The 26,614-nt window shown below is 62.4% G+C and carries 26 protein-coding genes; 15 read left to right on the top strand and 11 right to left on the bottom strand.

Going from position 1 to position 26,614, the window contains the following annotated elements:
- Positions 1–159: 159 nt before the first annotated feature.
- Together M0D69_RS29215 and M0D69_RS29220 are read right to left on the bottom strand one after the other, a co-directional pair.
- Positions 160–882: an LrgB family protein gene (locus M0D69_RS29215; protein ID WP_301785339.1), complete on the bottom strand. Its 723-nt coding sequence runs from the start codon at positions 880–882 to the stop codon at positions 160–162.
- A 25-nt stretch (positions 883–907) separates the two neighbouring features.
- Positions 908–1,375 carry a CidA/LrgA family protein gene (locus M0D69_RS29220; protein WP_301785340.1) on the bottom strand — a complete coding sequence of 156 codons (468 nt, stop codon included), beginning with the start codon at positions 1,373–1,375 and terminating at the stop codon, positions 908–910.
- A 121-nt stretch (positions 1,376–1,496) separates the two neighbouring features.
- Between M0D69_RS29220 and M0D69_RS29225 the strand changes: the two genes are divergently transcribed.
- Positions 1,497–2,450: a LysR family transcriptional regulator gene (locus tag M0D69_RS29225; RefSeq protein WP_301785341.1), complete on the top strand. Its 954-nt coding sequence runs from the start codon at positions 1,497–1,499 to the stop codon at positions 2,448–2,450.
- A 125-nt stretch (positions 2,451–2,575) separates the two neighbouring features.
- Here M0D69_RS29225 and M0D69_RS29230 read toward each other — a convergent pair whose 3' ends face one another.
- The gene (locus tag M0D69_RS29230; RefSeq protein ID WP_301785342.1) at positions 2,576–4,216 is read right to left on the bottom strand and encodes an OmpA family protein; all 1,641 of its coding nucleotides are present in this window, start codon (positions 4,214–4,216) and stop codon (positions 2,576–2,578) included.
- Between the two features lie 239 nt (positions 4,217–4,455).
- Between M0D69_RS29230 and M0D69_RS29235 the strand changes: the two genes are divergently transcribed.
- On the top strand, positions 4,456–6,147 hold the full coding sequence (locus M0D69_RS29235; RefSeq protein ID WP_301785343.1) for an isovaleryl-CoA dehydrogenase: 1,692 nt from the start codon (positions 4,456–4,458) through the stop codon (positions 6,145–6,147).
- A gap of 33 nt (positions 6,148–6,180) precedes the next feature.
- On the opposite strand, the gene M0D69_RS29240 is transcribed toward M0D69_RS29235, so the two are convergent.
- From M0D69_RS29240 to fliE, 5 genes are all read right to left on the bottom strand, one after another.
- Positions 6,181–6,522, bottom strand: coding sequence for an EscU/YscU/HrcU family type III secretion system export apparatus switch protein (locus M0D69_RS29240; protein ID WP_301785344.1), 342 nt, complete (start codon positions 6,520–6,522; stop codon positions 6,181–6,183).
- On the bottom strand, positions 6,519–7,868 hold the full coding sequence (locus M0D69_RS29245) for a flagellar hook-length control protein FliK (protein WP_301785345.1): 1,350 nt from the start codon (positions 7,866–7,868) through the stop codon (positions 6,519–6,521). The genes M0D69_RS29240 and M0D69_RS29245 overlap by 4 nt, the downstream gene beginning before the upstream one ends.
- Before the next feature lie 79 nt (positions 7,869–7,947).
- Positions 7,948–8,280, bottom strand: a complete 333-nt coding sequence (locus tag M0D69_RS29250) for a flagellar protein FliT (RefSeq protein ID WP_301785346.1) — start codon at positions 8,278–8,280, stop codon at positions 7,948–7,950.
- Between the two features lie 24 nt (positions 8,281–8,304).
- The gene (gene fliS / locus M0D69_RS29255) at positions 8,305–8,718 is read right to left on the bottom strand and encodes a flagellar export chaperone FliS (protein ID WP_122175545.1); all 414 of its coding nucleotides are present in this window, start codon (positions 8,716–8,718) and stop codon (positions 8,305–8,307) included.
- A gap of 305 nt (positions 8,719–9,023) precedes the next feature.
- Positions 9,024–9,374: a flagellar hook-basal body complex protein FliE gene (gene fliE, locus M0D69_RS29260; RefSeq protein ID WP_047895124.1), complete on the bottom strand. Its 351-nt coding sequence runs from the start codon at positions 9,372–9,374 to the stop codon at positions 9,024–9,026.
- Positions 9,375–9,708: 334 nt separating this feature from the next.
- Here fliE and fliF point away from each other — a divergent pair, with 334 nt between their 5' ends.
- The 13 genes from fliF (at position 9,709) to fliR (ending at position 21,812) form a co-directional block, all read left to right on the top strand.
- Complete coding sequence (fliF, locus tag M0D69_RS29265; RefSeq protein ID WP_301785347.1) at positions 9,709–11,490, top strand: flagellar basal-body MS-ring/collar protein FliF; 1,782 nt, start codon at positions 9,709–9,711, stop codon at positions 11,488–11,490.
- Positions 11,480–12,475, top strand: coding sequence for a flagellar motor switch protein FliG (gene fliG, locus M0D69_RS29270; RefSeq protein ID WP_301785348.1), 996 nt, complete (start codon positions 11,480–11,482; stop codon positions 12,473–12,475). Before fliF ends, fliG begins: the two co-directional genes overlap by 11 nt.
- Complete coding sequence (gene fliH / locus M0D69_RS29275) at positions 12,468–13,142, top strand: flagellar assembly protein FliH (protein WP_301785349.1); 675 nt, start codon at positions 12,468–12,470, stop codon at positions 13,140–13,142. The genes fliG and fliH overlap by 8 nt, the downstream gene beginning before the upstream one ends.
- On the top strand, positions 13,136–14,683 hold the full coding sequence (gene fliI / locus M0D69_RS29280) for a flagellar protein export ATPase FliI (RefSeq protein WP_301785350.1): 1,548 nt from the start codon (positions 13,136–13,138) through the stop codon (positions 14,681–14,683). The genes fliH and fliI overlap by 7 nt, the downstream gene beginning before the upstream one ends.
- Before the next feature lie 24 nt (positions 14,684–14,707).
- Positions 14,708–15,157 (top strand): flagellar export protein FliJ, encoded by a 450-nt coding sequence (gene fliJ / locus M0D69_RS29285; protein ID WP_301785351.1) that lies wholly within the window; start codon positions 14,708–14,710, stop codon positions 15,155–15,157.
- A gap of 114 nt (positions 15,158–15,271) precedes the next feature.
- Positions 15,272–16,810, top strand: coding sequence for a flagellar hook-length control protein FliK (locus tag M0D69_RS29290; protein WP_301785352.1), 1,539 nt, complete (start codon positions 15,272–15,274; stop codon positions 16,808–16,810).
- A 612-nt stretch (positions 16,811–17,422) separates the two neighbouring features.
- The gene (fliL, locus tag M0D69_RS29295) at positions 17,423–17,914 is read left to right on the top strand and encodes a flagellar basal body-associated protein FliL (protein ID WP_301785353.1); all 492 of its coding nucleotides are present in this window, start codon (positions 17,423–17,425) and stop codon (positions 17,912–17,914) included.
- Positions 17,915–18,006: 92 nt separating this feature from the next.
- Positions 18,007–19,005 (top strand): flagellar motor switch protein FliM, encoded by a 999-nt coding sequence (fliM, locus tag M0D69_RS29300; RefSeq protein WP_301785354.1) that lies wholly within the window; start codon positions 18,007–18,009, stop codon positions 19,003–19,005.
- Positions 18,998–19,435, top strand: a complete 438-nt coding sequence (gene fliN, locus M0D69_RS29305; RefSeq protein WP_301785355.1) for a flagellar motor switch protein FliN — start codon at positions 18,998–19,000, stop codon at positions 19,433–19,435. The genes fliM and fliN overlap by 8 nt, the downstream gene beginning before the upstream one ends.
- The gene (fliO, locus tag M0D69_RS29310) at positions 19,432–19,950 is read left to right on the top strand and encodes a flagellar biosynthetic protein FliO (protein ID WP_301785356.1); all 519 of its coding nucleotides are present in this window, start codon (positions 19,432–19,434) and stop codon (positions 19,948–19,950) included. Before fliN ends, fliO begins: the two co-directional genes overlap by 4 nt.
- Positions 19,950–20,726, top strand: a complete 777-nt coding sequence (gene fliP, locus M0D69_RS29315) for a flagellar type III secretion system pore protein FliP (RefSeq protein ID WP_301785357.1) — start codon at positions 19,950–19,952, stop codon at positions 20,724–20,726. Before fliO ends, fliP begins: the two co-directional genes overlap by 1 nt.
- A gap of 22 nt (positions 20,727–20,748) precedes the next feature.
- Entirely contained in the window at positions 20,749–21,018 is a 270-nt protein-coding gene (gene fliQ, locus M0D69_RS29320; RefSeq protein ID WP_062084878.1) for a flagellar biosynthesis protein FliQ, read from the top strand.
- 2 nt (positions 21,019–21,020) lie between these two features.
- The gene (gene fliR / locus M0D69_RS29325) at positions 21,021–21,812 is read left to right on the top strand and encodes a flagellar biosynthetic protein FliR (protein ID WP_301785358.1); all 792 of its coding nucleotides are present in this window, start codon (positions 21,021–21,023) and stop codon (positions 21,810–21,812) included.
- A 16-nt stretch (positions 21,813–21,828) separates the two neighbouring features.
- Here fliR and M0D69_RS29330 read toward each other — a convergent pair whose 3' ends face one another.
- The 3 genes from M0D69_RS29330 to flgK form a co-directional block, all read right to left on the bottom strand.
- Positions 21,829–22,944: a Fic family protein gene (locus M0D69_RS29330; protein ID WP_301785359.1), complete on the bottom strand. Its 1,116-nt coding sequence runs from the start codon at positions 22,942–22,944 to the stop codon at positions 21,829–21,831.
- A 207-nt stretch (positions 22,945–23,151) separates the two neighbouring features.
- A complete protein-coding gene (gene flgL / locus M0D69_RS29335) occupies positions 23,152–24,426 on the bottom strand; it encodes a flagellar hook-associated protein FlgL (RefSeq protein ID WP_301785360.1) in 1,275 nt (424 codons plus the stop codon).
- Between the two features lie 10 nt (positions 24,427–24,436).
- Complete coding sequence (gene flgK, locus M0D69_RS29340; RefSeq protein ID WP_301785361.1) at positions 24,437–26,386, bottom strand: flagellar hook-associated protein FlgK; 1,950 nt, start codon at positions 26,384–26,386, stop codon at positions 24,437–24,439.
- Positions 26,387–26,614 lie beyond the last annotated feature (228 nt).

Genomic DNA, 26,614 nt, shown 5'->3' on the forward strand with positions numbered 1-26,614 from the left:
CGCCGTTGGACAAAGAAATGACGTGCCGCCACGCACAGTGGCTAATAGTGATAAAGAGAACAGCTAAGACCGACCGGCCATGGGCGCAGAAAGCAGCAACCCTGCATAAACCCAAACCCACAGCCACAAACCCGACCACCAAAAAGCCGCCCCGTTCGGCTAAAACGGCAAAAACGACAATAACGGCGCCAGCAAAACCATCACCACACCCGCGATCATCATCGTCAGGCTGGCGACCACGCCCTCCTCACTGCCGAGTTCGCGCGCTTTCGCCGTGCCCACGCCATGTGCCGCCGCGCCAAAAAGCGCACCGCGCGCCAGTCGCGAACGCAATGGCACGAGCGCCAGCACAATTTCACCGAACAACATGCCGACCACGCCGGTCGCAATCACAAACAAGGCTGTCAGATCCTTCGGCGCGTGGAGTCTGTCGGAGACGGCGAGCGCAAATGGCGTGGATACCGAGCGCGTAGCCAGGCTGCGCTGCAATTCCGGCGATAAATGCAGCAGTTTTGCGAGTGCCAACGAGCCGCCGACCGCGACCAGAATCCCAACCGTCACGCCCACCGATAACGACAGCCAATGCTTCTTCAGCAGATGCCGATATTCGAAGATAGGTACGGCAAACGCGACCGTGGCCGGGCCGAGTAGCCACATCAGCCAGCGGGTATCGGCGAAATCAACGGGGTACGGAATGCGCGCGCCCAGGACGATGGCCACGAGCACAACCGGCACCGTGAGCAGCGGCGTGAGCCACGGCTGACGAAAGCGCGCATAGACGCGCTTCGACACGAAATACAACGCGACCGTCAGCACGAAGCAACCCGCCGCGATGAGACGCGCGGCGTCGTCGGCGAAAAGGGATTCGTAGAAGTGTGTCATCGCGTCCGGGTTCACAAAGCAGTCATCAAGCCCGTGCCGCGTGCCGTGCGCTCGTCACGCGACGCAGTTCCAACCGGCGCTCGAGCTTCGAAGCCTGTTCGACGGCGAATGCCACCGCCACCATCACCATCAACGTGCCAAACACTACAACCAGCGCCAGGCGCCAGCCATCTTCCCGAAACAAGCCGCCGTATTGAACCGCGGCGACTGCGGCCGGGATGAAAAACAGCAGCATGTCGCCGAGCAGCCAGTCCGCGCCCGCCTTGACCCAGCGCGGCGCAATACCGCCGCAGAACAACAGCGCGAGCAGCACCAGCAAGCCGACAACGCCGCCCGGCACGGGCAAATGCAAAGTGCGCGCGGCGAAATCGGCAAGCAGCCAGATTCCGGCGAGACCCGCGCTCTGCATGGCGATGCGCGCAACCCGGCCAAACGTGGCGCGGGAACCGGCGAACAAGGTGGATAGAGGTAAAACGGCGGCGAGAATGATCATGGCGGACCTTTCTGCAGACTTATAAGGGTTAACGTGTACTTGAATATAGCGTGCACCGCAACATAAAAAAAATGACTTAAACTTATCAAGTACATTCCAATTTGGAATTCAGGGGGTATGTATGGAATTGCGATCGCTGCGGTATTTCGTCGAGGTCGTGAAGCAAAAAAGCTTCACTGCGGCGGCAGAAAAAATGTTCGTCACGCAGCCGACCATCAGCAAGATGGTGAAGTCGCTCGAAGACGAAATCGGTTCGCCGCTGCTGCTGCGCGAAAGCCGCCAGATGGTGCTCACCGACGCCGGCCAGATCGTCTATCAGCGCGGACTGGAAGTGCTCGCGGCGCACGCGCAGCTCGAAGCCGAACTCAACGATCTCGGCAAACTCGGGCGCGGCACGCTGACTATCGGCATTCCTCCGATGGGCGGAACACTGTTCACGCCAGCCATCGCCGCGTTCAAGAAACACTATCCGAAGGTGGAGTTGAAGCTGTTCGAGCGCGGCTCGAAGGCGATCGAGGCGGCGTTGATAGACGGTGAACTGGAACTTGGCGGCGTGCTACAGCCCGTCGATCTCGCCACGTTCGACGTTTTGCCGGTCAGCCGTCAGTTGCTCTGGCTCGTCGCGCCAAAAGGCTCGCGATGGGATGCCTCGGTGGACGTGCCGCTCGCCGATCTCGCGCAAGAACCGTTCGTTTTCTACGGCGAAAGTCTGGCGTTATCGGATCTCGTGCTCAACGCTTGCCGCGAGGCGGGATTCACGCCGACTATCGTGGGGCGCAGCGGGCACTGGGATTTCATGGCGGCGCTGGTGCAGGCGGGTGTCGGCATTGCATTGCTGCCCGCGCCGTATTGCCGGCGACTCGATATCAGCGCGTTCACCTGCCGGCCGGTGGTCGCGCCGGAAATCCATTGGGATATGGCCGTGGGCTGGCGGCGTAACGGCTATTTGTCGAACGCGGCGCGCGCCTGGCTCGAGGTCGTGCGGCAAACACTACCGGCCAATCTCGGCGATGACTTCCTGCAAGGACCGGCGGAACGGTTTCCGGCACGCGTGCGCAACGCCGCGCCGCGGTAAAGGGCACGCAAAGGGCTCGCAAACGGCCCGGCTACGCACGGGAAAACACCCCGTCCCGCTTGCGCGGGACGGGGTGTTTTGTATTGCCACGTCAGTACCGGATCTCAACGCCTCCGGTCACACAATCACTCCTGCACAGCGAAGTCGATCCGGCGGTTCGCGAAACGTCCGCTGGCCGTTGCGTTGTCCGCGACCGGGTGGGCATCGCCGAAACCTTGCACCGTCAGCGAGTCAGCAGAGACGCCATGCTTCACGAGGAACGCGCGCACTGCTTCCGCCCGCTTCTTCGACAACGCCAGATTTGTGCTCGCCGGGCCGACATTGTCCGAATAACCGCCCACGTTCAGTTTCACGGTCTTGCTCTTCGTCTCGCACGCCTTCAGCACTTCTGCCGATTTGGCCTGCGCCAGTTGTGCGTCTTGCGGCGGCACATCGGAACCGGTGCGAAAGTTGATCACTTGCAGGTTCAACACTTTGGCGACATCGGCGGCAGAGCAATCGTCGCTCAACGACGAGAGCGCGCTCATGAACGATTCCTTCGCGGTTTCGACCGCTTGCTTGACGTCGAAGGTGCCGATGGCAAAGCCCGCGCCGAACAACGTCTTCAGCTTGTCCATCCAGCCGTTGCGTGCATCGGCTGCCGACCCGCTCAACTCGATCTTCTCGCCCGACAACCTGGCTTCCGCGCCCGGCAATTGCATCAGCGGCAACAGCCCGTCGAGCTTGTCGAGCCAGCTAGCCTGCTTGGTGTCCGGGTCCACGGCAATGGCTGCGTTCAGATGGTCCGCACCGAATTTCGCCGTCGGTGCGGCGAGCAGCTTGGCCTTCTCTTCTTCGCTGCCGACCGTTGCGTGAATGGTCGGTGCGTCGAGCTTGTCGACGGTGAACGTCAGCAGCGCGTCCTTCGTGGGTGCCGGTGCGGCAGCGGGTGGCGGAGCCGGTTCGGCGGCAGCCACCGGTGTGGACGAAACCACCGGAGCCGCAGCGGGTGCGGTTGCAAGCGGTTGCTGGTTGACGCGGCTACGGCCGAACAACAGCGCGAGCAATGCGATCGCGACAGCCACAGCCAGCCACCACCATTTCTTCGACCTTGCCTTCTCTTCCACCACGATCCGGTCGAGCGATGCATTCACGGCCGGCGATGTGCCGACGACCGTCGACGGATGGCCGAGATGCGACGACACCGCTTTCATCTGCGCCCCAACGCCGGACAGGAAACTGCCCGCGCCACCCAGACCCAGCGCGCCGGCGATATCTTCCGTCATGCTGGCTTTCACCATCGGCAACTGATGGCCGAGCAGCGTAGGCAACTGGCCGACAGCACCGTCGACCTTCGTGAAGTAATGCTTGAGCACGCCGAACAGCGTGGTCATGACAATGCCGCTGAGTGCGTGCGTGGCGCCAACCGATACGCCCGTTTTCGTGGCCACGGCGTTGCTCAGCGCGTTGACGCGTTCTTCCGACGACACGCCGCTGAAAAGCCGCGTGCCCGATGCGAGCAGCAACTGCAGGCCATCGCCGTGGACGAGTTGCGGCAGCATATCGACGATATTCGCATTCGAATCCTGCGACAGGATCGACGCGAACAAGCTGCGCGCGCCTTCGGGCGATGCAGCCTTGTTCATCAGCGATCCGACCAGTGCCGGCGCGATCATGCCGACCACGCGTTTCGCCGCTTCGGGGGCGACACCCAGTTTTGTAGCGAGTTGTTGCAACACGCTTTCGGTCAAAGCGCCCTGTACTAGCTGAATGACCTTAATGCTCATTTGAATTGCCTTTTCCTTACTTGCGTGATTGCACCTGCGGCCCCAATTGGGCGGCGCTGAGTATAGGTTCGGTATCGAGTAAATAAGGAGTTCCGACTAAAAATCGGAAATACCTCAAGACAGAAGATTTGAGACGATTCTCAAGATGTCTTGTTTGGTTTGCGAAAGGGATAGCGGGAAGCCCTCTTTGCGAATATCACCGCACCGGAGCAAACTAAAACCTCAGACGGAGGCAAGCGATGAATTCACCCACCTACGGCCAGACGCACGAAGTCACCAACCAGACGCCGCCACTCGAACGTTACAACGCGCTCACGACTGACCCTGCGCTCGTCGGCGCCATTCAGCGCGAAGGCGCCGCCTGGCATCTCGACGCGCTCACCCGCGACGGTCTCGCTCTCACGCATCCCGACGTACTCGCGCTCGCCGACCTCGCCAACCGGCATGCACCCGAGCACCATCCGTTCAACGCGCGCGGCGAACGCATCGATGCAATCGAATTCCATCCCGCCTGGCATACGCTGCTTTCAATGTTGCGCGAACAGGGCCTGCACTCGCTGCCGTTCGAATCCGCCATGCCGAAGCCCGGCGCGATGGCCGCGCGCGCCGCCGGATATTTCCTCCACGCGCAACTGGAAAGCGGCTCGCTGTGCCCGCTGACAATGACGTTCGCGAGCATTCCCGTGCTGCAGCAAGAGCCCGCGTTGTACGCCAGCCTGCAGGCGCAATTGCTTTCGCGGCAACATGATCCACGCGATATCCCGCTCGGCGCCGGCAAACAATCGATGATGATCGGCATGGGCATGACCGAAAAACAAGGCGGCTCGGACGTGCGCAGCAATCGGACTCGAGCAATCGCGACAGGCGGCGGCGGACGAGGCGGCGAATATCGGCTGATCGGCCATAAGTGGTTCTTTTCCGCGCCGCAGTGCGATGCTCATCTCGTATTGGCGCGTACCGGTGAAAGCCTTCAGGAAAGCGGCCCGATTTCCTGCTTCTATGTCCCGCGTTTCGCGCCGGATGGATCGAAAAACGCCGTGCAGGTCCAGCAGCTCAAGGACAAGCTCGGCAACCGCTCGAACGTAAGCAGCGAAGTCGAATTCCTCGACGCTTACGGCGTGATGATCGGCGACGAAGGGCGCGGCGTACCTACGATCATCGAAATGGCAAACTTCACGCGCCTCGATTGCGTGATCGGCAGCGCCGCGTTGATGCGCGCCGCGCTGATCCAGGCCCTTCATCACGCGCGGCACAGGCGGGTCTTCGGCGCGAAACTCATCGACCAGCCGCTGATGCGCAACGTCCTCGCCGACCTCGCGCTGGAATCCGAAGCGGCAACGGTGCTGTTCATGCGGCTCGCCGGCGCGTTCGAGCATTCGGAGCGGCCGGAAGAGCGCGCGTGGCGTCGCATCGTGACCCCGGCGGCGAAGTTTTGGGTCTGCAAACGCGCGCTCGAATTCACCGGTGAGGCGATGGAAGTCTGGGGCGGCAACGGCTATGTCGAAACAGGTCCGATGGCGCGGTTTTATCGCGAGGCACCGGTGAATTCGATCTGGGAGGGATCGGGGAATGTGATGTGCCTCGACGTGCTGCGGGCGTTCGAACGCGAGCCCGATGCAGCCCGCGCGCTGTTCGATTCATGGCAGTCGGTGGCGAGTGAACATCGCGTGCTCGGCAATGCATTGAAAACGCTGCTCGCCATGCTGCGCGGCGATCCAGCCACACGCGAGACATCGGCGCGGGGGATTGCGCAGCAACTGGTGCTGACGGCGCAAGGGGTTCTGCTCGCGCAGCACGCGCCGGCGGACGTGGCGGCGGCGTTTATCGAAACCCGTCTCGGCGATGCCAGCGGTTCGGCTAATCGCGTGTACGGAACGCTACCTGCAACGCTCGACTTCAGCGCGGTTATCGAGCGCGCGTTTGCGGGATAGCCAGGATGGCGAAGTAATTCAACTCTAGATGAATCAAGCGGTGCGGCCACGCCCCTTGCGGACCGGAATGGTGGGGTCCACTTCGGGCGGTGGCCCTTCCTCCACTCCATTCTCCAGCCGATACAACCACGCGAGCAATTCCGCCACCGCCTGATAAAGCGCGGGCGGAATGCGCGAGTCCAGGTCGACCTGCATCAGCAGCGACACCATCTCCGGGGATTCATGCACGTACAGGCCTGCATCTTTTGCGCGCTGCACGATCATTTCCGCGACGAGCCCGTAGCCCTTCGCGACCACGCGCGGCGCGGCGTCGCCATTGTGCGTGTCATAAGTGAGCGCGGTGGCCTGCTTGCGCGAATCTCTGCGCGAGCTCACGTGCTGCTCCGGCCTGGCGGTGTCGATGTTGATGCCGGTAAACCCGCCGCGCTGGCAACGTCGGTGAAATGAGGGAGCGCCGGACCAGCCGCCGATTCCGCCAGCGAGTCCCGCGCGCGCACCGTCAGCCCGGCAAGCTGCAGTCCCGCTGCATCGATTTGCTGCCGGAAATGGTCACCATCGGCGGCGAGACGGGCCGCGCCACCCTCGCTCGCATTCATTCGCACCACCAACTGGTTGCCCGTGAGCACCAGATCGGCGTCCACATTGCCGAGCGTCGGCAACGTCAGCGTGACTCGCGTGTGCCACGCGCGATCCGCGTCGATCGCGCCGCCGTTCTGATCCTGATACGCATCGCGTTCCTGCGGCCCATGATTTTGCGGCTGGATTTGCCACTCGAACTTCGCGCCCGGCCACGCTTCGCCGGCCCAGCGAAACTGATCGGAGGCAAGCACGTCGAGCTGCTGGCGCACGAGTGGAATAGTCGATGGATGAATGCCGGAGGCAAGCGCCGCCTGCACGGCCGAATCCTGGACATGCGCGGCTGAAGACTGCGTACCCGTGCTTGCTCCCGAGGACGCCGGCGCCGACGATGAAAACACGCTGGCCGGCATCTCACGCACCGACGCCGCCAGCGCTGCCGCTTGCTGCGGCGTCTGTGGCGTCGGCACGGGACGCGCGGAATTCATCGGATTGGGGTTATCGGCGGCGAACGTAGGCGGAAGCAGCGTTTCGTCGATCCAGACTTCGGCAGCCGCTGCGGCCGGCTGCGCGAAGGAGCCGGACGGTAATCCGCTGGCCGATCTGTCCGTCCGAGCCTGCGGCTCATTGCTCAGCGACGCGAGCGAACGTTGTCCGCCCAGCCACTGCGCGATATGGTTTTCGTAGAAAAGTCCGCTGTCCGCAACGGTCCTGGCCAGCATTCCTGCGAGAACCGTCGCCGGCAAGGGCGTTGCGGGCGGATTGACCGCGCCCGCGGCACTCGCCGAACTCGAGGAAAACAAGGATCCGGACAGGCTCTCGAACGCGCTGGCAGCCTGGACGATGCGTGGCGCAGTCGGCCACAACGGCATATTGCCGAGCAAGGCGGGCGTGGCGCTGCCGCCAAAACGCGAAATGGCGTCGAGCGTGCGTGCGATTTCGCTGAGCGCGGTCTGCGTCGACGGCCCCGGCGCGGCATACGCGTTGATGGCGGATGCCGGCGCGGCGACGCGCGGGGTATCGACTGAAAGTTGCGATGTATTGGCTTGAGGAGCGGTCGAACTGGTCTGCGTATTGAGCGCGGACAGCAGCATGTCGGTGCGGCTGGCAAGCAGCGCAGCGATCGCGGAGTCCAGTCCAGGCATGCCAGTTTCCTCGGGTCACCAGTCCAGCCGCATTGGCCGGCCACTGGTCTTCAACGAGCCGCGAACGCGTAAAACGCGTCTAGCGCAGCCCGATCATCTTCTTCAAAACTCGCACGGGCCTGTTCACAGTGAACAACGCAGCGGACAACCGCGCGAGGCTGGGGGCGGTGAGGTCGCGAATGGCGGCGTCATCGGCAAGAATCCGGCGCACCAGCTCAAGCTTGCGAGCCCGTGCGATGTCATCCAGTTCGGAACTGGGATCAGCCTCCCTCAGACCGTCGATCAAGTCGCGATAGGCGCTCTGCATCGTCTTCAGTTCACCCCATTCCCCGCTGCGCGCAGCGGCCAGCATGCATGCAGAAAGTGCGGCAATCGCTTCGTAATGAGCGAAATATTCTTGTGTGGTTTTCATTATGTGCAAGCATGTTTCGCGGCGTCACGCCGCAGCCATTTTTGCTGCTTCGGGCGCAATCGCCATCCAGGCTTCCTCGAGCGTCGCGAGTAGGCCATCGATCTCTACCAGCACCTCTTCGCTGTGGCGCACATTCGCCTCCAGCAACCGGTGCGACATATACGTATAGAGCGCGTCCAGGCGTGCCGCGATCTCACCGCCGGCGTCCTTGTTAAGCGCCGGCTGCAAACCGCTTTCGATAATGCTGATCGCCTTCGTGATCGCCTCCCCGCGCGCCGCGATATTGCCCTGCTGCAGGTGCATCCGGGCTTGGGCGACGGCCTGCCGCGCACCTTGATACAGCATGACAACCAGCCTGTGCGGGCTCGCGCCCATTACCCCTGTCTGAACGCCGACGCGTGCGTAGGCGTTGGCTCCACCGTGTCCCTGGGAAAACATCCGACCCTCTCCTTGTGTCGACCAGAGTTGGCACTTCAGCGCCTTACTCTGGTCCCATGGTTCCGTCGTTTCATGTGCGTTTCGCGCAAAGGCGCTGCACGCCAGCGCACTTATTGACGGGAACCGTGATGAACCGATGCCGACGAACAGGTCCCGACCTTTTTATTTGTCTGACCGTTTATCGTGCTGCTATCCGGGTTATCGGAGAAAGTGGCAAAAGCTTTAGGCGTGCTTTGCGTCACAACGAATTCCAGAAAAGGAAACGGTCGGAAGATCGATGGTGCGAAAAGCCGGCGGTGCAGTGCTCAGACAGAGATGTTCATGATGTCGTTGTAGGCCGAGACCAGCTTGTTGCGGACCTGCAAGCCGAACTGGAATCCCACGTTGGCCTTCTGGGAGTCGACCATCACGTCGTTCAGCGAAACGTTTGGCGCGCCGATTTCAAACGCTTGCGCCTCTTTACCCGCTTTCATCTGGCTGCTGCTGATGTTGTCGAGGGACGACTTCAGCGCGTCGGCGAAACTGCCAGCGCTCGCTGCACCGGATTCGGGCACGACGCTGCCGCTCGCGACATTGCCGGCACCGCCCGCCGCTTGCGTCGCCATGGTCTGCATTTGCTGGAGCGCCGAACTCAACGGGCTGATGGGAGCATTCATAGTGTCTCCAGAAGGAACGGAAAGGAACTGAAAATCGGCGGCAACATATGGACGGCGGTGCTTCTGGGACAATTCGAACCGGGGCCTGTCCCGGGCCTCAGGCCGGCGTCTGCGCCGGAGCCTGGGCGGTTCGCCATATGGCCTGACCGATTAGGAAAAAGTCTAGCAGCAGCGTCATTTCTCAAAGCAGGGAAAGGAAACCAAAACTCGCTTCTATTCGTTGGATCAACTAAATCCTGCTTACGGATAATTCCTCTCATGAAAGTGCCTGCAGTGCGCTCGGCCGACGCCGGCACACTTCGCAGAAAACGCAAGACTCGGAGAGTTTCGAAGCATGGATTCCACCACCAACCTGATCAACCCGGACGCCCGCATGGGTCTGACTGGCGCGCAGCCAGGCGCTGCCGGGTCGATCGCCGCGAGCACGGGCGGGACCGGCTACGCGGGCGGCGCGGACTTCGGCGGCGGCTTTGGCCCGCGCATGCCGATGCTCAACCAGTTCCGCAATAACCCGCGCATGCCGTTGATCATCGCCGTGGCGATTCTCGCCGTGGTCGTGGCGGGTCTCGTGATGTGGTCGCGCCAGCCGGATTACCGGGTGTTGTTCAGCAATCTCTCCGACCGCGACGGCGGGGCGATCGTCGCTGCGCTGCAGCAAGGCAATATCCCCTACAAGATTGCCGAATCCGGCGGCGCGATCCTGGTGCCGAGCGACGCGGTGCACGAGACGCGCTTGCGCCTCGCGTCGCAGGGTTTGCCGAAGAACGGCTCGGTGGGCTTTGAACTGATGGACAACCAGAAGTTCGGCATCAGCCAGTTCGCCGAACAGGTCAACTATCAGCGCGCGCTGGAAGGCGAGCTGGAAAAGACCATCGCGTCGATTTCGTCGGTGCGTGAAGCCCGCGTGCATCTCGCCATTCCGAAGCCGAGCGTGTTCGTGCGCGAAAAGGAACTGCCGACCGCGTCGGTGATGCTAAATCTCTATCCCGGCCGCGCGCTCGACGAGGGCCAGATCCTCGCGATCCAGCATATGGTGTCGTCGGGCGTGCCGGACATGCCGGTGAAGAACGTGACCATCGTCGATCAGGACGGCAATCTGCTCACGCAGCAAAGCACGGCGAACGGCCTGGACGCGTCACAACTGAAATATGTGCAGCAGATCGAGCGCAACACCCAGGGACGCATCGATGCAATCCTCGCGCCGCTGTTCGGTGCGGGTAACGCCCACTCGCAGGTGAGCGCGGATATCGACTTCTCGAAGCTTGAGCAGACGGCCGAAAGCTACGGTCCGAACGCCAACCCGCAAAACACCGCGATCCGCAGCCAGCAATCGAGTGAATCCAAAGATGGCGGCGGCGCCAGCGTGGGCGGCGTGCCGGGCGCGCTGTCGAACCAGCCGCCGGCCGCGGCCTCCGCGCCCATCGACGCAGCCGCCAGCGGTGCGGACGCGAAAACCGCGCCGGTCAACGTCCGCAAGGACACCACGACGAATTACGAAGTCGATCGCACCGTGCGCCACTACGAGCAGCCGATGGGCGGCATCAAGCGCCTTTCCGTCGCGGTGGTGGTGAATTACCAGAAACAAGTCGATGCCAAGGGCATCGCGACCATGCAGCCGCTGTCCGCCGACAAGCTCACGCAAGTGCAGCAACTGGTGAAAGACGCGATGGGCTACGACGAAAAGCGTGGCGATTCGGTGAACGTGGTCAACAGCACCTTCCTGACGGATACGACCGTGGTTCCCGACGTGCCGTGGTGGCGCACCCCGGAGATGATCGCGCGCGCAATCCAGCTCGCGAAGTATCTGGGCATCGGCGCAGTGGCGTTGTTCCTGTACTTCAGCATGGTGAAGCCGGCGGTGCGCCGCGCTTTCCCGCCGCCGTCACCGCCGACGCCGGCTGCGCTCGGCGCACCGGACGACCTGTCGCTGCTCGACGGACCGTCCATGCCGAAATCGCTGGAAGAAGACGAAAAGGATGCCGAGGTCAGTTTGCTCGGTCACGAAAGCAACAAGGCCAAGTTCGAACGCAATCTCGACTACGCGCGCATGGTCGCGCGCCAGGACCCGAGAATCGTCGCGACGGTCGTCAAGAACTGGGTGTCAGATGAACGCTGAAGGCCTCAATAAAGCCGCGCTCCTGCTGATGTCGATCGGCGAATCCGAAGCGGCGGAAGTGTTCAAGTACCTCGGACCGCGCGAGGTGCAGAAGATCGGCGCGACCATGGCGACGTTGAAAAACGTGACGCGCGAACAACTCGATAACGTGATGACCGAGTTCGTTCAGGAAGCCGAACAGCACACGGCGCTGTCGCTCGATTCGAGCGAATACATCCGGACGGTGCTGACCAAGGCGCTTGGCGAAACCAAGGCCGGCGCGCTGATCGACCGGATTCTGCAGGGCAGCGACACCAGCGGCATTGAAGGCCTGAAGTGGATGGATTCGGCTGCAGTGTCAGAACTGATCAAGAACGAGCATCCGCAAATCATTGCGACGATCCTGGTTCACCTGGACCGCGATCAGGCATCCGAGATCGTGGCGCTGATGACTGAACGTTTGCGCAACGACGTGCTGCTGCGCATTGCCACGCTCGACGGTATTCAGCCGGCCGCGCTGCGCGAACTCGACGACGTCCTGACCGCGCTGCTCTCCGGCAGCGACAACCTGAAACGTGCGCCGATGGGCGGCATCCGCACGGCGGCGGAAATCCTCAACTTCATGTCGACGGCGCACGAAGAGTCCGTGATCGAAAACGTGAAGGAGTTCGACCCGGAACTGGCGCAGAAGATCATCGATCAAATGTTTGTGTTCGAAAACCTGCTCGAACTTGAAGACCGCGCAATCCAGTTGCTGCTGAAAGAAGTGGAATCCGAAACGCTGATCGTCTCGCTGAAAGGCGCCCAACCGCCGCTGCGCCAGAAGTTCCTCTCGAACATGTCGCAGCGCGCCGCCGAACTGCTGGCCGAAGATCTCGACTCGCGCGGCCCGGTGCGGCTCTCGGAAGTCGAAACGCAGCAGCGCAAGATCCTGCAGATCGTGCGCAACCTGGCCGAATCCGGCCAGATCCAGTTAGGCGGCAAGGCCGAGGACGCATATGTCTGACGCTGCCGAAGCCGCCAAGAAGGCTCGCATGTCCGCCTATCAGCGCTGGGAGATGGCGTCGTTCGATCCGGTTCCGGTCGATCGCAGCGCCGCCGATCAAGCCGCGCTCGAGAAGCATTTGCGCCGTGTTCGCGACGAAGCGCACGCGCAAGGACTGGCATCGGGCCATGTGGCGGGTCAGGCAATGGGCTACAAGGCCGGTTACGACCAGGGTTATGAGAAAGGCGTGGAAGAAGGCCGCCGTGACGCGCGGGCAGAAGCCGCGCGGCTGGCATCGATGGCCGATGCCTTCAAAACCGCGCTGCAAGCCGCCGACGCTGTGGTCGCCGAAGCGCTGACGGCGCTGGCGCTGGACATCGCACAGCAGGTGGTATCGCAACATCTGACACTCGATCCGACCGCCGTGCTGGCGGTCGCACGCTCGGTGATCGCAGCCGAACCGGCGCTGGCCGGCGCACCGTATCTGACGGTCAATCCGGCGGATCTGCCCATCGTGGAAGCGTATTTGCTGGAAGAACTGCAGGCCACCGGATGGGCGGTCAGGACGGATCCGGATATTGAGCGCGGTGGTTGCCGGGCGCAAGCTGCAAGCGGCGAAATCGATGCAACCAATGTCACGCGCTGGGAGCGCGTGGCGGCGGCGCTCGGGAGGTCACAACCATGGTGAACACTGCCCATGCCGCTACGAGTGCTGCGCGCCGGGTCACCCAGGAAGGTTTGAGCGAACTTGAACAGGAACTGGCGCGCGCGTCGTTCGGGCCGCTCGCCGACGGCGACGCCGAACCGACTGCCGAAGAGATCGCGGCTCAGACCATCGTCGAACTCGCCGATATGGCGAACAACCCGCATCTGGACGGCTGGCGCGCGCAGCTTGAAGCGAGCAAGGCGCGCAGCCAGATTTCGAAACCGCTGCGTGCGTGCGGACGTCTGACGCGCGCAGCCGGCCTGGTATTGGAAGCGGTCGGATTGAAACTCGGCGTGGGTTCGGAATGCATGATCGAGTTGCCGGCCGGCAGTTCGATCCCGATGGCCGAAGCCGAAGTCGTCGGATTCTCCGGCGACAAGCTGTTCCTCATGCCGACCACCGAAGTCTCCGGCCTGCTGCCCGGAGCGCGTGTGTATCCGCTGGAAAGCGCACCGATCAATGATCCGATGGCCGGCGCCAAGCGTCTGCCGGTCGGCTGGGAAATGCTCGGCCGGGTAGTCGATGCATCGGGCAAGCCGCTCGACGGGCTCGGGCCACTCGGCTCGAAAGTCGATGCGCCGCTGACCGCGCCGACCATCAACCCGCTCAATCGCGAGCCGATCCACAAGGTGCTCGACGTCGGCGTGCGCGCGATCAACGCGCTGCTGACCGTGGGACGCGGCCAGCGCATGGGCCTGTTCGCAGGCTCGGGTGTGGGCAAGTCCGTGCTGCTCGGCACCATGGCGCGTTATACGAGCGCCGAAGTGATCGTGATCGGGTTGATTGGCGAACGGGGCCGCGAGGTGAAGGAATTCATCGAGCAGATTCTTGGCGAAGATGGTCTCGCGCGCTCGGTCGTAGTCGCGGCGCCCGCCGATGTCTCGCCGATCCTGCGCATGCAGGGCGCGACCTACGCAACCTCGCTGGCCGAATATTTTCGGGATCAGGGCAAACACGTACTGCTGCTGATGGATTCGCTCACGCGCTACGCCATGGCGCAGCGCGAAATTGCGCTGGCGATCGGTGAACCGCCCGCCACCAAAGGCTATCCGCCGTCTGTATTCGCCAAGCTGCCGGCGTTGGTGGAACGTACGGGGAACGGCCGGGAAGGTGCGGGATCGATTACGGCTTTTTATACGGTCTTGACGGAAGGGGACGATCAGCAAGATCCTATCGCCGATTCAGCGCGTGCCATTCTCGACGGCCATATTGTGTTGTCGCGGTCGTTGGCCGAAGCGGGGCACTATCCGGCCATCGATATAGAAGCGTCCATTAGCCGGGCGATGACCGCGCTGATCGACGACAAGCACCTGGACCGGGTGCGTTTATTCAAGCAGATGTTGTCGCGTTACCAGCGCAATCGAGATTTGATCAACGTCGGCGCGTATTCCACGGGAAGGGATGCGTTGCTTGATCGGGCGATTGTGCTGTATCCGCGAATAGAAGCGTTTTTGCAGCAAGGATTTCGTGAGCAGGCCATGTTTGAACCTAGCCTTGCCCAACTCGACGAGTTGTTCGAATAAAGATAATTGAGGAATCTGACGTCCATGTCCAACCATCTGCCGATCAATACATTGATCAACCTCGCGCAAGAAGAGCTGGAAGCCACGACGAAAAAGCTCGGCAAGCTCCAGCAGGAGCGCGACGAGGTCGAGATGCAGTTGAACTCGCTGGTGACGTATCGCGACGAGTATCACGCGCGCTTTACGGCGTCGGCGCAGGAAGGCACGACTGCTCAGACGCTGCGCAATTTCCAGGCATTCGTCGATACCCTCGATTCCGCCATCAACCAGCAGCGGGTGTTGCTCGTCACCGCGAACCAGCGGCTGGAAGCGGCGAAACCGGAATGGCAGCAGCGCAAGCAGAAGCTGGGTTCTTATGAAGTGCTGGCCGCGCGCGGCGAGGCTGTGAAGGCGAAGCAAGAGGCGCGGATCGAACAGCGCGATTCCGATGAGCACGCCTCCAAGATCCTGCGGATGCGCGCCGAAAAGGCATGAAGTTTTTAGCGATCTTTATCGCATACACGATACAAGGGGTCACGTATGTCGTCCGTTAATTCTGCCAGTATGCTGCTCAGCCTCACGGCCGCCCAGTCCCGGAACGCGGCCGTAATGTCCGCACGCGATGACTCCACGGCATCGTTTGAATCGACGCTACAAAGCATAACCACCAAGGCGAACGACGACGCAGCCGCTCAAGCGCGGGTGCAAGCGCAGGCTCAGGCGGCGAAGGCTGCTGCGGCGGCGTCGGCGGGGCAAGGCAGCGTTCACGACGCGCCCAAGCCCGACGATACTTCAACTGTCCAGGCTAAAGCGACGGCGGATCAGGCTGCCAGTGCGGATCAGACGCAGGCAGCAGCGGATCAGACGCAGGCATCGGCGGCGTCTTCATCTTCTGCGTCTTCCGCGTCTTCCGCGGCGTCCTCGTCTTCGTCTTCGGCGGCGTCGACAGCCGATCAGGCGCAGGCATCGGCTACGGCGGCGGCGTCATCGCAGTCATCGATGGATAACACCGCCGCTGCGGATAAGTCGGCCCAGGCGACCCAGGCCGACGCGGCGAAGGCGCAGCCGGATGCCGCTGCGACGACGGCTGCTGCGATCGCTGCGGCGAACAACGCGGCGATGTTGAAAGCCCGTGCCGGCATAGCGGCCGATCCCGCTGCGGCGGCTAGCGACCCGGCGACTGCGGCGATGAATGCGGAAGCTGCGAACGCGACGTCTTCCGCCGACGCCACCAACCCGAAGAACAAGTCCAGCGATGCCAAGACGGCCGCGGACGCATTGCAAGCTGCGCTTGCCCAGTTAGCGAATACGCAGAGCCCTGCGACGCTGTCACCCGATGCGGCAGCTGCGGCTGCAGCCGTAGTGGCAAATGTCGCAAATACCGCAAGTAGCGCAAACGTGGCCAATGGCGCGAACGCTGCTGCGGGCGGCATCGGTAATTCCCAGACAGCGGGCCGCGCGATCCCGCTGACTGCATTCGCGGGCGATGGCAGAAGCGCTGCGTCGATGACGCCGCCAACTGGCGCGGCGCCCGCAGCTCAGCAAGCTGCCGATGCCACAGCGCTTGCTGCATCGACGCAAGCCGATGACGGCAGTGCTGCCTACAAAGCCACCGCCGACGCGGCGGCGCACTCAGGTTCGTTCCAAGCGGCGATGGCGACGGCGGGCAGTGCTCCGGCACAGAGCGCGGCGACGGCTGCCAGCAGCGCTGCGATTGCGCCGCATGTCGGGTCGAGTGGCTGGGATGAAGCGTTCAGTCAGAAGGTGGTGTTCCTGTCGAACGGACATCAGCAGAGTGCTGAACTGACGTTGAATCCGAAGGATTTGGGGCCATTGCAGGTGGTGTTGCAGGTCACGGACAACCATGCGCATGCGTTGTTTGTTTCGACCCATGAGCAGGTTCGGGCGGCGGTGGAAGCGGCGTTACCGACTTTGCGTGAAGCGATGCAGGCGAGCGGAATTGGTTTGGGCAGCGCCAGCGTCAGCGACGGTTTCGCGGGACGGCAGTCGGGGCAGCAGGATGGCGGAGCGTCGTCGAATGCGGGTAGAGGCGGCCGTGGCGAAGCCGATGCAGGAAGTATTGATTCGATGAACACCGTCAGCGTGCCGGTGCGTCGCCAGGTTGGATTGGTGGATACGTTTGCTTGAGCGGGCGCGCTACTCAAAGCGTAAACGTAAGTGACCGTATGAGAAGGCATGGCCGCCGGCCCCATGAAGTAGGGGTAGGGGGCGGTGTTGGTTCGCGGGACATGGTGCTTGCCCGAGAGCGTTGGTGTCGAAGCGTGTTCGTGTCGGGATTCGCGAGAAGGAGGGTTTCAGACATTATCGAGTCTGGCGAGCACCGTGCTATCAGGTGCCAAAAACTGGGGTCTGCACGCTAGGGACACTCACTTACCGATGGTTGGAAACGCGTTTCTTTGCTTCGTTTCTTTGCGCGTTTGCAAAGAAATGACGTGCTGCCACGCACAGTGGCTAACAGTGATAAAAAAATCCGCTAACTCACGCAGACCACTAAGGCCGAAAGCGCCAACCCGCCACCACCCGCCTGGCACCGCCTCCCATCGGCCGCCGGCAAAAAATCTCGCCTGTATACCCCCGCCAAGAGCAAATTCCACCCAGCAAGCGCAAGCAAACCCAACCCGTGCACCGGCGCGAGCAAAACCCAAACTCACGAGTTAGCCCTAATAACCCCTTCTGTTCGAGCCATCACGGAGCCTCACTTTCGCCAACAATTCAGGCTACAGAAAGAGGTCCGCAATCATGGCAAGCACCACCGCAACTCAACAACCCATCGTCACCGTGAAGGGCGGCAGGCTGAAGCGCACCTTATTGATCGCGGCGGGCCTTATCGTTTTGCTGGGCGCCGGCGGGGCTGGTGCTTACTACTACCTGCACAGATCCGCTTCGCATGAGCCGGCGAAAGCTGCCCCTGCCGCACCGCCGGTGTTTTTCCCGCTGGAGTCGATGACGGTCAACCTTCAATCCGACGACGCCATGCATTACCTGCGGATCGGCTTGACGCTCAAGCTGTCGGATCAGAAAGCGCAAGCCGCGCTGACCGAGCGCATGCCCGAGGTTCGCAGCCACATTCTGATGTTGCTCTCGGCGAAGCGGCCGGACGATCTGGCGGGAATCGACGGCAAGCGTGAGCTCGCGAAAGAGCTGTTGGAGACGGTCCAAAAGACGGGCGGCACGGCTGACAATCCAGCGCATGTGCAGGAAGTCTTGTTCACGGAATTCGTCGTTCAATAATCGGCGCGACAAACCTCGCCTTAAGCCGCAAACGCTAACGCGACCGCCGACGCCAGCACCAAGCAACCGGGTACAGGAACCAAGGAACACTCATGGGCCACGAAGAGTTCATGTCGCAGGAGGAGGTGGATGCCCTGCTCAAGGGCGTCACCGGGGAAGTCGACGCAGTCGCGGACGACACGCGCCATCACGGCGTACGCCCTTACAACCTCGCGACGCAGGAACGCATCGTCCGGGGCCGGATGCCCGGCCTGGAAATCATCAACGACCGCTTCGCGCGCCTCTTGCGCGTGGGCATCTTCAACTTCATGCGGCGTTCGGCGGAAATCTCCGTCGGTCCGGTGAAGGTGCAGAAGTACAGCGAGTTCACCCGCAACCTGCCGATCCCGACGAACCTGAACCTGGTTCACGTGAAGCCCTTGCGCGGCACGTCGCTGTTCGTGTTCGATCCGAACCTGGTGTTCTTTGTCGTCGACAACCTCTTCGGCGGCGACGGCCGTTTCCACACGCGCGTGGAAGGCCGCGAGTTCACGCAGACCGAGCAGCGCATCATCAGCAAGCTGCTGAACCTCGTTTTCGAACACTACGCGGCGTCGTGGAAAAGCGTGCGTTCGCTCAACTTCGAATACGTGCGCTCGGAAATGCACACGCAATTCGCAAACGTGGCCACGCCGAACGAGATCGTGATCGTCACCCAGTTCTCTATCGAATTCGGCACGACCGGCGGCACGCTGCACATCTGCATGCCGTATTCGATGATCGAACCGATCCGCGACATCCTCTCCTCGCCCATTCAAGGCGAAGCGCTCGAAGTGGATCGCCGCTGGATTCGCGTGTTGTCGCAGCAAGTGCAGGCGGCCGAAGTGGAGCTCACGGTGGATCTGGCGGAGATCGGCACGACCTTCGAAAAGATTCTAAACATGCGAGCGGGCGATGTCCTGCCCATCGATGTGCCGGAAATGGTCACGGCAAAAGTGGACGGCGTGCCAGTGATGGAATGCGGCTACGGAATTTTCAATGGTCAATACGCGTTGCGCGTCCAGAAGATGATCAGCGCAACCGACACGATGAAGGAAGGTGGATATGAGTGACGTAACTGAACCGGGCACGCTGCCGTCCAATCCGCTCAAGGGCGAGGACTTCGGCATGGACGACTGGGCGAGCGCGCTGGCCGAGCAGAACGGCAATGAAACGCCGGCAGCGGGGTCATCGGCGGGATTGTTCCAGCCCTTGTCGAAAGTCGAAGCGCCATCGACGCGTAATGACATCGACATGATCCTCGATATCCCCGTGCAGATGACGGTGGAACTCGGGCGCACCAAGATCGCGATCCGCAACCTGCTGCAACTGGCGCAGGGTTCGGTGGTGGAGCTCGACGGTCTCGCCGGCGAACCGATGGACGTGCTGGTGAACGGCTGCCTGATCGCGCAGGGCGAAGTGGTGGTGGTCAACGACAAGTTCGGTATCCGCCTCACCGACATCATCACGCCGTCCGAACGCATCAGGAAGTTGAATCGATGAAACGCTTGGCCGTCGCTTTCACGACGCTCGCCGCAGCATTGAGCGCGCACGCCGCCGACATGAACGCCGTCAATCACGCGGCGCAGATTGCATCGGGTGTCGGCGCGGGCACGGCCGTGCCGTCGCTCGGCGTAGGCGCGGTGCTGCAGACGCTGCTCGGACTGGCGATCGTGATCGCGTTCGTGTTCGGCTGCGCGTGGCTCGCGCGCAAGTTTGGCGTGGCAGGCAGCAAACGCACGGGCCTGGTGAAGGTGATTGGCGGCGCATCCCTTGGAAACAAGGAGCGCGTCTCGGTGGTGGAGATCGGCGATACATGGCTCGTGCTCGGCGCGGCGCCCGGCAACGTGCGGCTGCTGCACACCATGCCGGCGGGATCGGTGGAACTCAACGGCGTGGAAGCCGGCGCTACGCCCGAGGGCCAGGCACTGCAAGGCACTTTCGGTCAACGTTTTCGCGATGCCCTCGCCGGTGAAGCGACCAAACGTCTGCAAAAGTTCGCAGGCGGGAGCAAGTAATGCAGGCTCGTTTTTTTGCGCAGTGCGTAAGACTGGTGAAGCTGTTGGTACCTGTCCTGATCGCCGCCCTTCCCTACACCGCTTTCGCCCAAAGCACCGCAGGACTTCCCGCGTTCAACACCAGCCCTGGCCCGAACGGCGGCACGACGTATTCGCTCAGCGTCCAGACGATGCTGCTGCTCACCATGCTGTCGTTCCTGCCGGCCATGGTGCTGATGATGACGAGCTTCACGCGCATCATCATTGTGTTGTCGCTGTTGCGGCAGGCGCTTGGCACGACCAGCACGCCGCCCAACCAGGTGCTCGTCGGGCTCGCACTGTTTCTCTCGCTGTTCGTGATGTCGCCTGTGCTTGATCGTGCCTATAACGACGCGTACAAGCCGTTCTCCGACGGCACGATCACGATGGACCAGGCCATGACGCGCGGCGTCGCGCCATTCAAGCAGTTCATGCTGCGCCAGACCCGCGAAGCCGATCTCGCGCTGTTCGCCCGGATCTCGAAAGCGGCGCCGATGAACGGTCCCGAAGACGTGCCTCTCTCGTTGCTGGTGCCGTCGTTCGTGACGAGCGAGCTCAAGACCGGCTTCCAGATCGGTTTCACCATCTTCATTCCGTTTCTCATCATCGACATGGTGGTGGCGAGCGTGCTGATGTCGATGGGCATGATGATGGTGTCGCCGTCCACCATCTCGCTGCCGTTCAAACTGATGCTGTTTGTGCTCGTCGACGGCTGGCAGTTGCTGATCGGCTCGCTGGCGCAGAGCTTCGTATCCTAGAGCAGAGACTGAGACCTACACGATGACACCCGAATCCGTCATGTCGATCGCGCACCAGGCCATGTACGTGGCGCTGTTGCTCGCGGCTCCGCTGCTGCTCGTTGCGCTGGTAGTCGGCCTGGTGGTGAGCTTGTTCCAGGCCGCCACGCAGATCAACGAAAGCACGCTCTCGTTCATTCCGAAATTGCTCGCGGTGGCGCTCACGCTTGTGATCGCCGGGCCGTGGATGCTGGAAACGCTGCTCGATTACATGCGCCACGTTTTCACCATCACGCCCGCCATCACCGGCTGACGATGTTCTCCGTCACTTACGCGCAGCTCAATGTCTGGCTGACGTCGTTCCTCTGGCCGTTCACACGCATTCTCGCGTTGATTGCGACCGCGCCGATGCTCGGCCACCAGGCCATTCCGATCCGCGTCAAAGTGGCGCTCGCGGGGTTCATGGCACTGATCGTGGCGCCGACTATCGGCGTGGTGCCGCAAGTGACCGTGTTTTCCGCCGATGGCGTGCTGATCATCGTCAATCAGTTCCTGATCGGCGCTGCGCTCGGCATGACGATGCAGATTGCGTTCGCCACTATCGATGCCGCGGGCGAGTTTATCGGCATGCAAATGGGGCTCGGTTTTGCGATGCTTTACGACCCGCGTCAAGGCGGGAATTCGGTGGTGATATCGCGGTATCTGAACACCATCGCGATGCTCGCGTTCCTCGTCTTCGACGGCCATCTGCAAATGATCAGCGCCCTCGTGCAGACGTTTCAAAACGTGCCGGTGAGCGCGAACGTGCTGGGTGCGGCCGTGCATGCACGCGGCTGGCAGACGATCGCGGCGTATGGCGTGAGCGTGTTTTCGACGGGCTTGCTGCTGTCGCTGCCGGTGGTGGCCGCCTTGCTGATTGCCAACCTGTCGCTCGGGATCCTGAATCGCGCGGCGCCGCAGATCGGGATCTTCCAGGTAGGCTTTCCGGTCACCATGCTGGTCGGCTTCCTGCTGATCCAGCTGATGATCCCCAACCTGATCCCGTTCTTTCAGCGCGTCTTCGAGAATGGTATCGACCAGATGGGGCGCGTCGCGGCGGCGATGTAGCTGTCGGCGGCACCAGTCAATCAGCCAGCTCGTACGCGGTGCTGCGTCCACCCGATACTGACCTCCGCAGAACCCCAAGCGCCACCAGTTCGCCGATGTCGCGCAAGGCGGTATCGGGCGAACACGTCGCGATCGCTGCCCACTTGCTGGTGGTCAGCTTGCCGTCGAAACCATCCAGCAGCCGGTTCAGCAGCTTGATCTGCCGCTCGTTGAACGGCGCAGCGGCCCAGCGTTGCCAGAAACGCGTCTTGACCAGCACCGCGTTCACGGTGTGCTGGGCGTTGTCCACAGCACGATGGAGCGCGTCGAGGAACCAGGCAAGCCACGCGGTCACATCGAGCGATCCGCGCTGCGTGCGCTCCAGGATGTCGTAGTAACCGTGGCGTTCCGACTGGATCTGCGCCGACAGGCTGTAGAAACGCTGCGGACTGCCATCGGCGCGGGCGAGCAGCAAATCGCCCACCGCCCGGGCGATACGGCCGTTGCTGTCGTCGAACGGATGCAGCGTGACGAACCACAGATGCGCCAGCCCTGCCTTGAGAACCGGAGACGGGTTGGAGTCGTGATTGACCCACTCGAGAAACCGCGTTGTCTCGGCGTCGAGACGGTCGGCGGGCGGTGCCTCGAAATGAACACGCTGACGGCCGACGGGGCCGGATATAACCTGCATGGGGCCATGCGTGTCGTTACGCCATGCGCCGGTCTGGATCCGCGACATAGCGCTGAAGCCGGTCGGAAACAGAGCCGCGTGCCACCCGAACAAGCGCTCCCCGGTCAGCGGTGCGTTGCAATGCGCAGTTGCGTCGAGCACCATTTCAACCACACCTTCCACATGCCGGTCGACCGGCGCAAGCGCCCCGATATCCACGCCGAGCCGGCGCGCAATAGACGATCGAACTGAATCGGCATTGAGCCGTTCACCCTCGATCTCGCTGGTCTTGAGCACGTCCTCGGTGAGCGCGGCCAGACTCGCCTGATTGCGCAGGGTCATGCCGACGTCGGCGAGGCGGCCGAGCAGCAAACCCTGGGCGCGGCTGACCGCGGCCAGCGGCCCGGCGATGACCGACAGCTCATAGCGCCAGACCGGCCAGTCCGGATGTTCCCAGATGTAAGTCCATTCTCCGCGTTTCATGCGGTGATCATGAGCGTCATCGCCGCAAAGGGTGATTTATTCACCGCATAAAAAGCGGTGAATAAGACGGCTAATCTCCGCATGCGGCCAGAGGTCGGTTCTTGGGCGCATCCGCATCGTCCAATAAAAAGGGCCGCCCTTAAGCCGGGCGGCCCAAAACACATCCTACAACCCACATCAATTCCTTCCCTGCTTGCCCCCCGGCGATCAACCCGTCAAATAGTTGAACAGTGACATTTTTTGAATCTGTGCAAACGCCTGCTGCGCGGCCTGCAGCGAGTTCTGCGTCATCTCGTACTGGCTGATCGCGCTGGGCAAATTGACGCTGACCAGATCCGACAGGTTGCTGGCTGTCTGCGTCGACGTCGTCTGCGTCGCGGTCTGCGTCGCCGTCACTTCCTGCGAGCGGCCGCCAACTGCCGTCTGCGTCGTCAGCACGTTGTTGTACGTGTTGCTGATCTTCGTTCCCGCCGTGGTCAGCGCGTTTTGCAACGTCGCCTGTGCAGCCGTGCTCTCGGCGGGCTGCTTCAGCGCGTTCACCAGCGAATCGAGCGTCGTGAAAATGTCCGTGTCGCTGGTGTTGCCGGTGTTCGCCGGCGCCACGGTAAACGTATCGCCCGGTGCCGGCGTGCCGGAAATAGCCACGGTCTGCGAGCCGACCGTGATGTTGCCCCCGGCCGTATAGGCCGTCGGCGGCGTCACCGTCGTGGTCGTGCCCGTTGTCGGATCCAGGGCCGTAACCGAGTACGAGCTGAAGGTCGTGGTCGTGGGAGGCGTACCGGTGGTCGTGGTCCCGAAAGTGATGGTGTAGGTCGACGCGTTGGCGGGATCGCTGCTGTTGGTCACACTGACCGGACTGATCGTGCCGGACCCCGTATTCGCCGACGCCCCCGACGAAACCGGGCTGCTTTCGTTCGACGACACGCTTTGGAAGATCGCCGAACCCGGATCGGCTACGTTGATCGTGCGGGTATCGGAAATCTGCACCACTCGTTGGCCGGGACCGCCCGAGTAGCTCGCGCCAACGCCCGAGGGGTTGTCGCTGAATGGCTTCGAGCCGCCCTGAAAGCCGGCGAAGATGTAGTTGCCGTTGCTGTCGGTGGTGTTGGCGAGCGTCATCAAGGTGCTGCGATAACCCTGGAGCTGGGTCGCGAGCGAGGTGCGGTCGGTGTCGTTGAGCGTGCCGTTGCCGGCGTTCACTACCAGCGACTGGATGCTCTGCATCACGTTCGTCACGCTGGTGAGCGTGGAGTCTTCCTGCTGCAGCGAGGTCATCGCGGACGACTGGTTGGTCGTGTATTGCGCGAGGTTGGCCGCTTGCGAGCTGAGGGCCACGGCCTGCGCCGCGCCGAGCGGATTGTCGGCGGCGGTCTGCAGGGCCTTGCCCGATGAGATCTGTGCGTACATGTTGGCGAGCGATGCCTGCTGATTGTTCATCGTCTCGACGTTCAACGTGAAGTACTGCGAGCTGGAGATGCGCATCGTGAAAACCTCAGTTGAAAATGCCGAGCAGCGTCGAGAACAGCGTGGAAGCGGTCTGGATGACCTTGCTGTTGGCCTGGTACAACTGCTGGTACTGAATCAGGTTGGCCGCTTCTTCATTCAGGTTCACGCCCGACACCGACTGTTGCGCCGATGTCGCCTGAGTCAGCACCGCGGTCGCCGACGTACTCGAACTCTGGAGATTGTTGGTCTCGTTGCCGATCTGGTTGACGTAGTTCGCGTACGCGCTCGTCAACGAATCCGTGCCGCCGTTCAGCGACTTCACCGAGCCGAGGTTCGCCATCGCAAGTGCGTTGCTGCCGTCGCTCGTGCCGCCCGTGTTCGCCGCGATCGTGAACGTGTCGTTGCTTGCCGGCGTGCCGCTGATCGTCGCGCTGACGCCCGTGCCGTTGGACACGGTAAGACCTAGGGCCGGGTTGTAGGCGAACGGCGTACCCGCCGGAACAACCGTACTGCTCGGCAGCGTGACGGCCACGTTCGACGTCATTTGCTGGGTGGTCGCGTTGTACGTCAGCGTCATGCTGCTCGGGATTGAATAACCCGCGGCCACGGTCGCCGCCGAGATGTTCGCGGTTCCGGCATTGCTGGCTCCCGCCGATGCCACCGCCGGGGAAGCCGCCGCAATCGCGGTCGGATTCGTGGTAGCGAGCGAGAAGTTCCCGAGCGAGCCGCTCGTCGGCTCGATGGTGAACGAATCGCCGGCGTTCATGGCGCCGCTCGCCACCGAGATATTCAGCCCCGCCACCGTGCCGCTGGCCACGCCGGCCGCCGTGGGCGTGAGCGTGCCGAGTGCCGCGCCGCTCGCGCGGTCGGTGACCGTGTAACTCGTCCCGTTGTAGGACAACGTGTAGTTGCCGCTGGGGGCCTGGGTCGGATTGGCAATCGATACGCTCAGCTGGGCATTGCCCGTGTTGCGCGAATTCGAGTAGACGGTCGGGCTGCCGACCGAAAACAGCGCCGTGCCCGGATTGCCATTCAGGTCGATGCCCAGCGAGTTTTGCTGGTTCATTTGCGCGGCGAAGCTGGTCGCGAGCGAGCCGAGCTGCGCCTGCGCGGGATCGAGCGACTGGCTGCGGAACGCGAGCAAACCGCCCACCGAGCCGCCGCCGAAGGTGGAGTCCGGCAAGTACTGGGTGGTCGCAGGCGTGAGCGGGGTGCCATTAGGCGATGCATACGCAATCGACAACTCGCTCGGGTCCGAGGTCGACGTCACCGCTTGCAGTTGATAAGCCGTCGTGCCCGAGACCAGCGGCTGGCCCGTGCCGATAGAAACGTTATAAGCACCGTCGACGGTGTTGACGTGCACGCTCGTCAGCTGGCTCAGATTCGCTACCGCCTGATCGCGTGCATCGAGCAGTTGGTTCGGCGGCTGACCTTGCGAGCTCGCGGAGGCAATCTGGCCATTCAGCGTGGCGATCTGATTGGTGTAGCTGTTGATCTGCGTGACCGCGCTGGTGAGCTGCTGGTTGACGCCGGTGCGCAGCTGGTTGTACGTCGTGGCGGCGGCGTTCACCTGGTTGGCGAGCGATTGGGCGCTGCTCATCAGCGACTGCCGCGTGGACGTCGTGCCGGGGTTGTTCGCCACCGACTGCAGGCTGGTGAAATAGCTGGTGATGCCCGCGCCGATACCCGTCGTCGGATCGCCGACGAGGTTGTTCAGCTGCGACAACATCGAATAGTAGGTGTTCAGCGAACTGCTGTTGGACTGCGCGCTATTGAGCGCCTTGGTCAGGAAGTCGCTGTACGAACGCGAGACGGTCGCCGTATTGACCCCGGACCCCATGTAGCCCGAGGTCGTGTATTGCCCCGACGCCTCCTGGTACACCGGCTTCTCCTGGGTGTAACCCGGCGTGGCGGCGTTGCTGATGTTCTGTCCGGTGGTGGTCAATCCCCATTGGGCTGAATTGAGACCACTCACGCCAATATCGAATAGGGACATGCAAGGAATCCTGGTAAAGGCATGAAGCCCGGGCCGCCATTGTTTGACGACAACGGGTGTATATCGGCCGATTGCAGAAAAAGTTGAATCCCGGCGCGGCGAATCAGCGCGTGCGTAGTACCGCCTCCGATAACACCCGCGGGCGCACTGCGCCATGACGGATTATTCACCGGGGTTAATCGGGGCAATCGGTGAAGCAACGAGGGGATTGGGCGTCAGTTCGCCGGA

Source organism: Caballeronia sp. SEWSISQ10-4 2 (assembly GCF_030464885.1).
Taxonomy (GTDB): Bacteria; Pseudomonadota; Gammaproteobacteria; order Burkholderiales; family Burkholderiaceae; genus Caballeronia.

What these genes read in the sequence shown, in the direction of transcription:
- fliO (WP_301785356.1), top strand. Translation starts at nt 19,432, where the DNA reads ATGAAACGCTTGGCCGTCGCTTTCACGACGCTCGCCGCAGCATTGAGC.
- M0D69_RS29215 (WP_301785339.1), bottom strand. Translation starts at nt 882, where the DNA reads ATGACACACTTCTACGAATCCCTTTTCGCCGACGACGCCGCGCGTCTC.
- fliG (WP_301785348.1), top strand. Translation starts at nt 11,480, where the DNA reads ATGAACGCTGAAGGCCTCAATAAAGCCGCGCTCCTGCTGATGTCGATC.
- flgL (WP_301785360.1), bottom strand. Translation starts at nt 24,426, where the DNA reads ATGCGCATCTCCAGCTCGCAGTACTTCACGTTGAACGTCGAGACGATG.
- fliN (WP_301785355.1), top strand. Translation starts at nt 18,998, where the DNA reads ATGAGTGACGTAACTGAACCGGGCACGCTGCCGTCCAATCCGCTCAAG.
- fliJ (WP_301785351.1), top strand. Translation starts at nt 14,708, where the DNA reads ATGTCCAACCATCTGCCGATCAATACATTGATCAACCTCGCGCAAGAA.
- fliR (WP_301785358.1), top strand. Translation starts at nt 21,021, where the DNA reads ATGTTCTCCGTCACTTACGCGCAGCTCAATGTCTGGCTGACGTCGTTC.
- M0D69_RS29235 (WP_301785343.1), top strand. Translation starts at nt 4,456, where the DNA reads ATGAATTCACCCACCTACGGCCAGACGCACGAAGTCACCAACCAGACG.
- fliH (WP_301785349.1), top strand. Translation starts at nt 12,468, where the DNA reads ATGTCTGACGCTGCCGAAGCCGCCAAGAAGGCTCGCATGTCCGCCTAT.
- M0D69_RS29250 (WP_301785346.1), bottom strand. Translation starts at nt 8,280, where the DNA reads ATGAAAACCACACAAGAATATTTCGCTCATTACGAAGCGATTGCCGCA.
- fliM (WP_301785354.1), top strand. Translation starts at nt 18,007, where the DNA reads ATGGGCCACGAAGAGTTCATGTCGCAGGAGGAGGTGGATGCCCTGCTC.
- fliS (WP_122175545.1), bottom strand. Translation starts at nt 8,718, where the DNA reads ATGTTTTCCCAGGGACACGGTGGAGCCAACGCCTACGCACGCGTCGGC.
- fliP (WP_301785357.1), top strand. Translation starts at nt 19,950, where the DNA reads ATGCAGGCTCGTTTTTTTGCGCAGTGCGTAAGACTGGTGAAGCTGTTG.
- M0D69_RS29330 (WP_301785359.1), bottom strand. Translation starts at nt 22,944, where the DNA reads ATGAAACGCGGAGAATGGACTTACATCTGGGAACATCCGGACTGGCCG.
- fliF (WP_301785347.1), top strand. Translation starts at nt 9,709, where the DNA reads ATGGATTCCACCACCAACCTGATCAACCCGGACGCCCGCATGGGTCTG.
- M0D69_RS29230 (WP_301785342.1), bottom strand. Translation starts at nt 4,216, where the DNA reads ATGAGCATTAAGGTCATTCAGCTAGTACAGGGCGCTTTGACCGAAAGC.
- M0D69_RS29225 (WP_301785341.1), top strand. Translation starts at nt 1,497, where the DNA reads ATGGAATTGCGATCGCTGCGGTATTTCGTCGAGGTCGTGAAGCAAAAA.
- M0D69_RS29220 (WP_301785340.1), bottom strand. Translation starts at nt 1,375, where the DNA reads ATGATCATTCTCGCCGCCGTTTTACCTCTATCCACCTTGTTCGCCGGT.
- fliI (WP_301785350.1), top strand. Translation starts at nt 13,136, where the DNA reads ATGGTGAACACTGCCCATGCCGCTACGAGTGCTGCGCGCCGGGTCACC.
- flgK (WP_301785361.1), bottom strand. Translation starts at nt 26,386, where the DNA reads ATGTCCCTATTCGATATTGGCGTGAGTGGTCTCAATTCAGCCCAATGG.
- fliL (WP_301785353.1), top strand. Translation starts at nt 17,423, where the DNA reads ATGGCAAGCACCACCGCAACTCAACAACCCATCGTCACCGTGAAGGGC.
- fliE (WP_047895124.1), bottom strand. Translation starts at nt 9,374, where the DNA reads ATGAATGCTCCCATCAGCCCGTTGAGTTCGGCGCTCCAGCAAATGCAG.
- M0D69_RS29290 (WP_301785352.1), top strand. Translation starts at nt 15,272, where the DNA reads ATGTCCGCACGCGATGACTCCACGGCATCGTTTGAATCGACGCTACAA.
- fliQ (WP_062084878.1), top strand. Translation starts at nt 20,749, where the DNA reads ATGACACCCGAATCCGTCATGTCGATCGCGCACCAGGCCATGTACGTG.
- M0D69_RS29245 (WP_301785345.1), bottom strand. Translation starts at nt 7,868, where the DNA reads ATGCCTGGACTGGACTCCGCGATCGCTGCGCTGCTTGCCAGCCGCACC.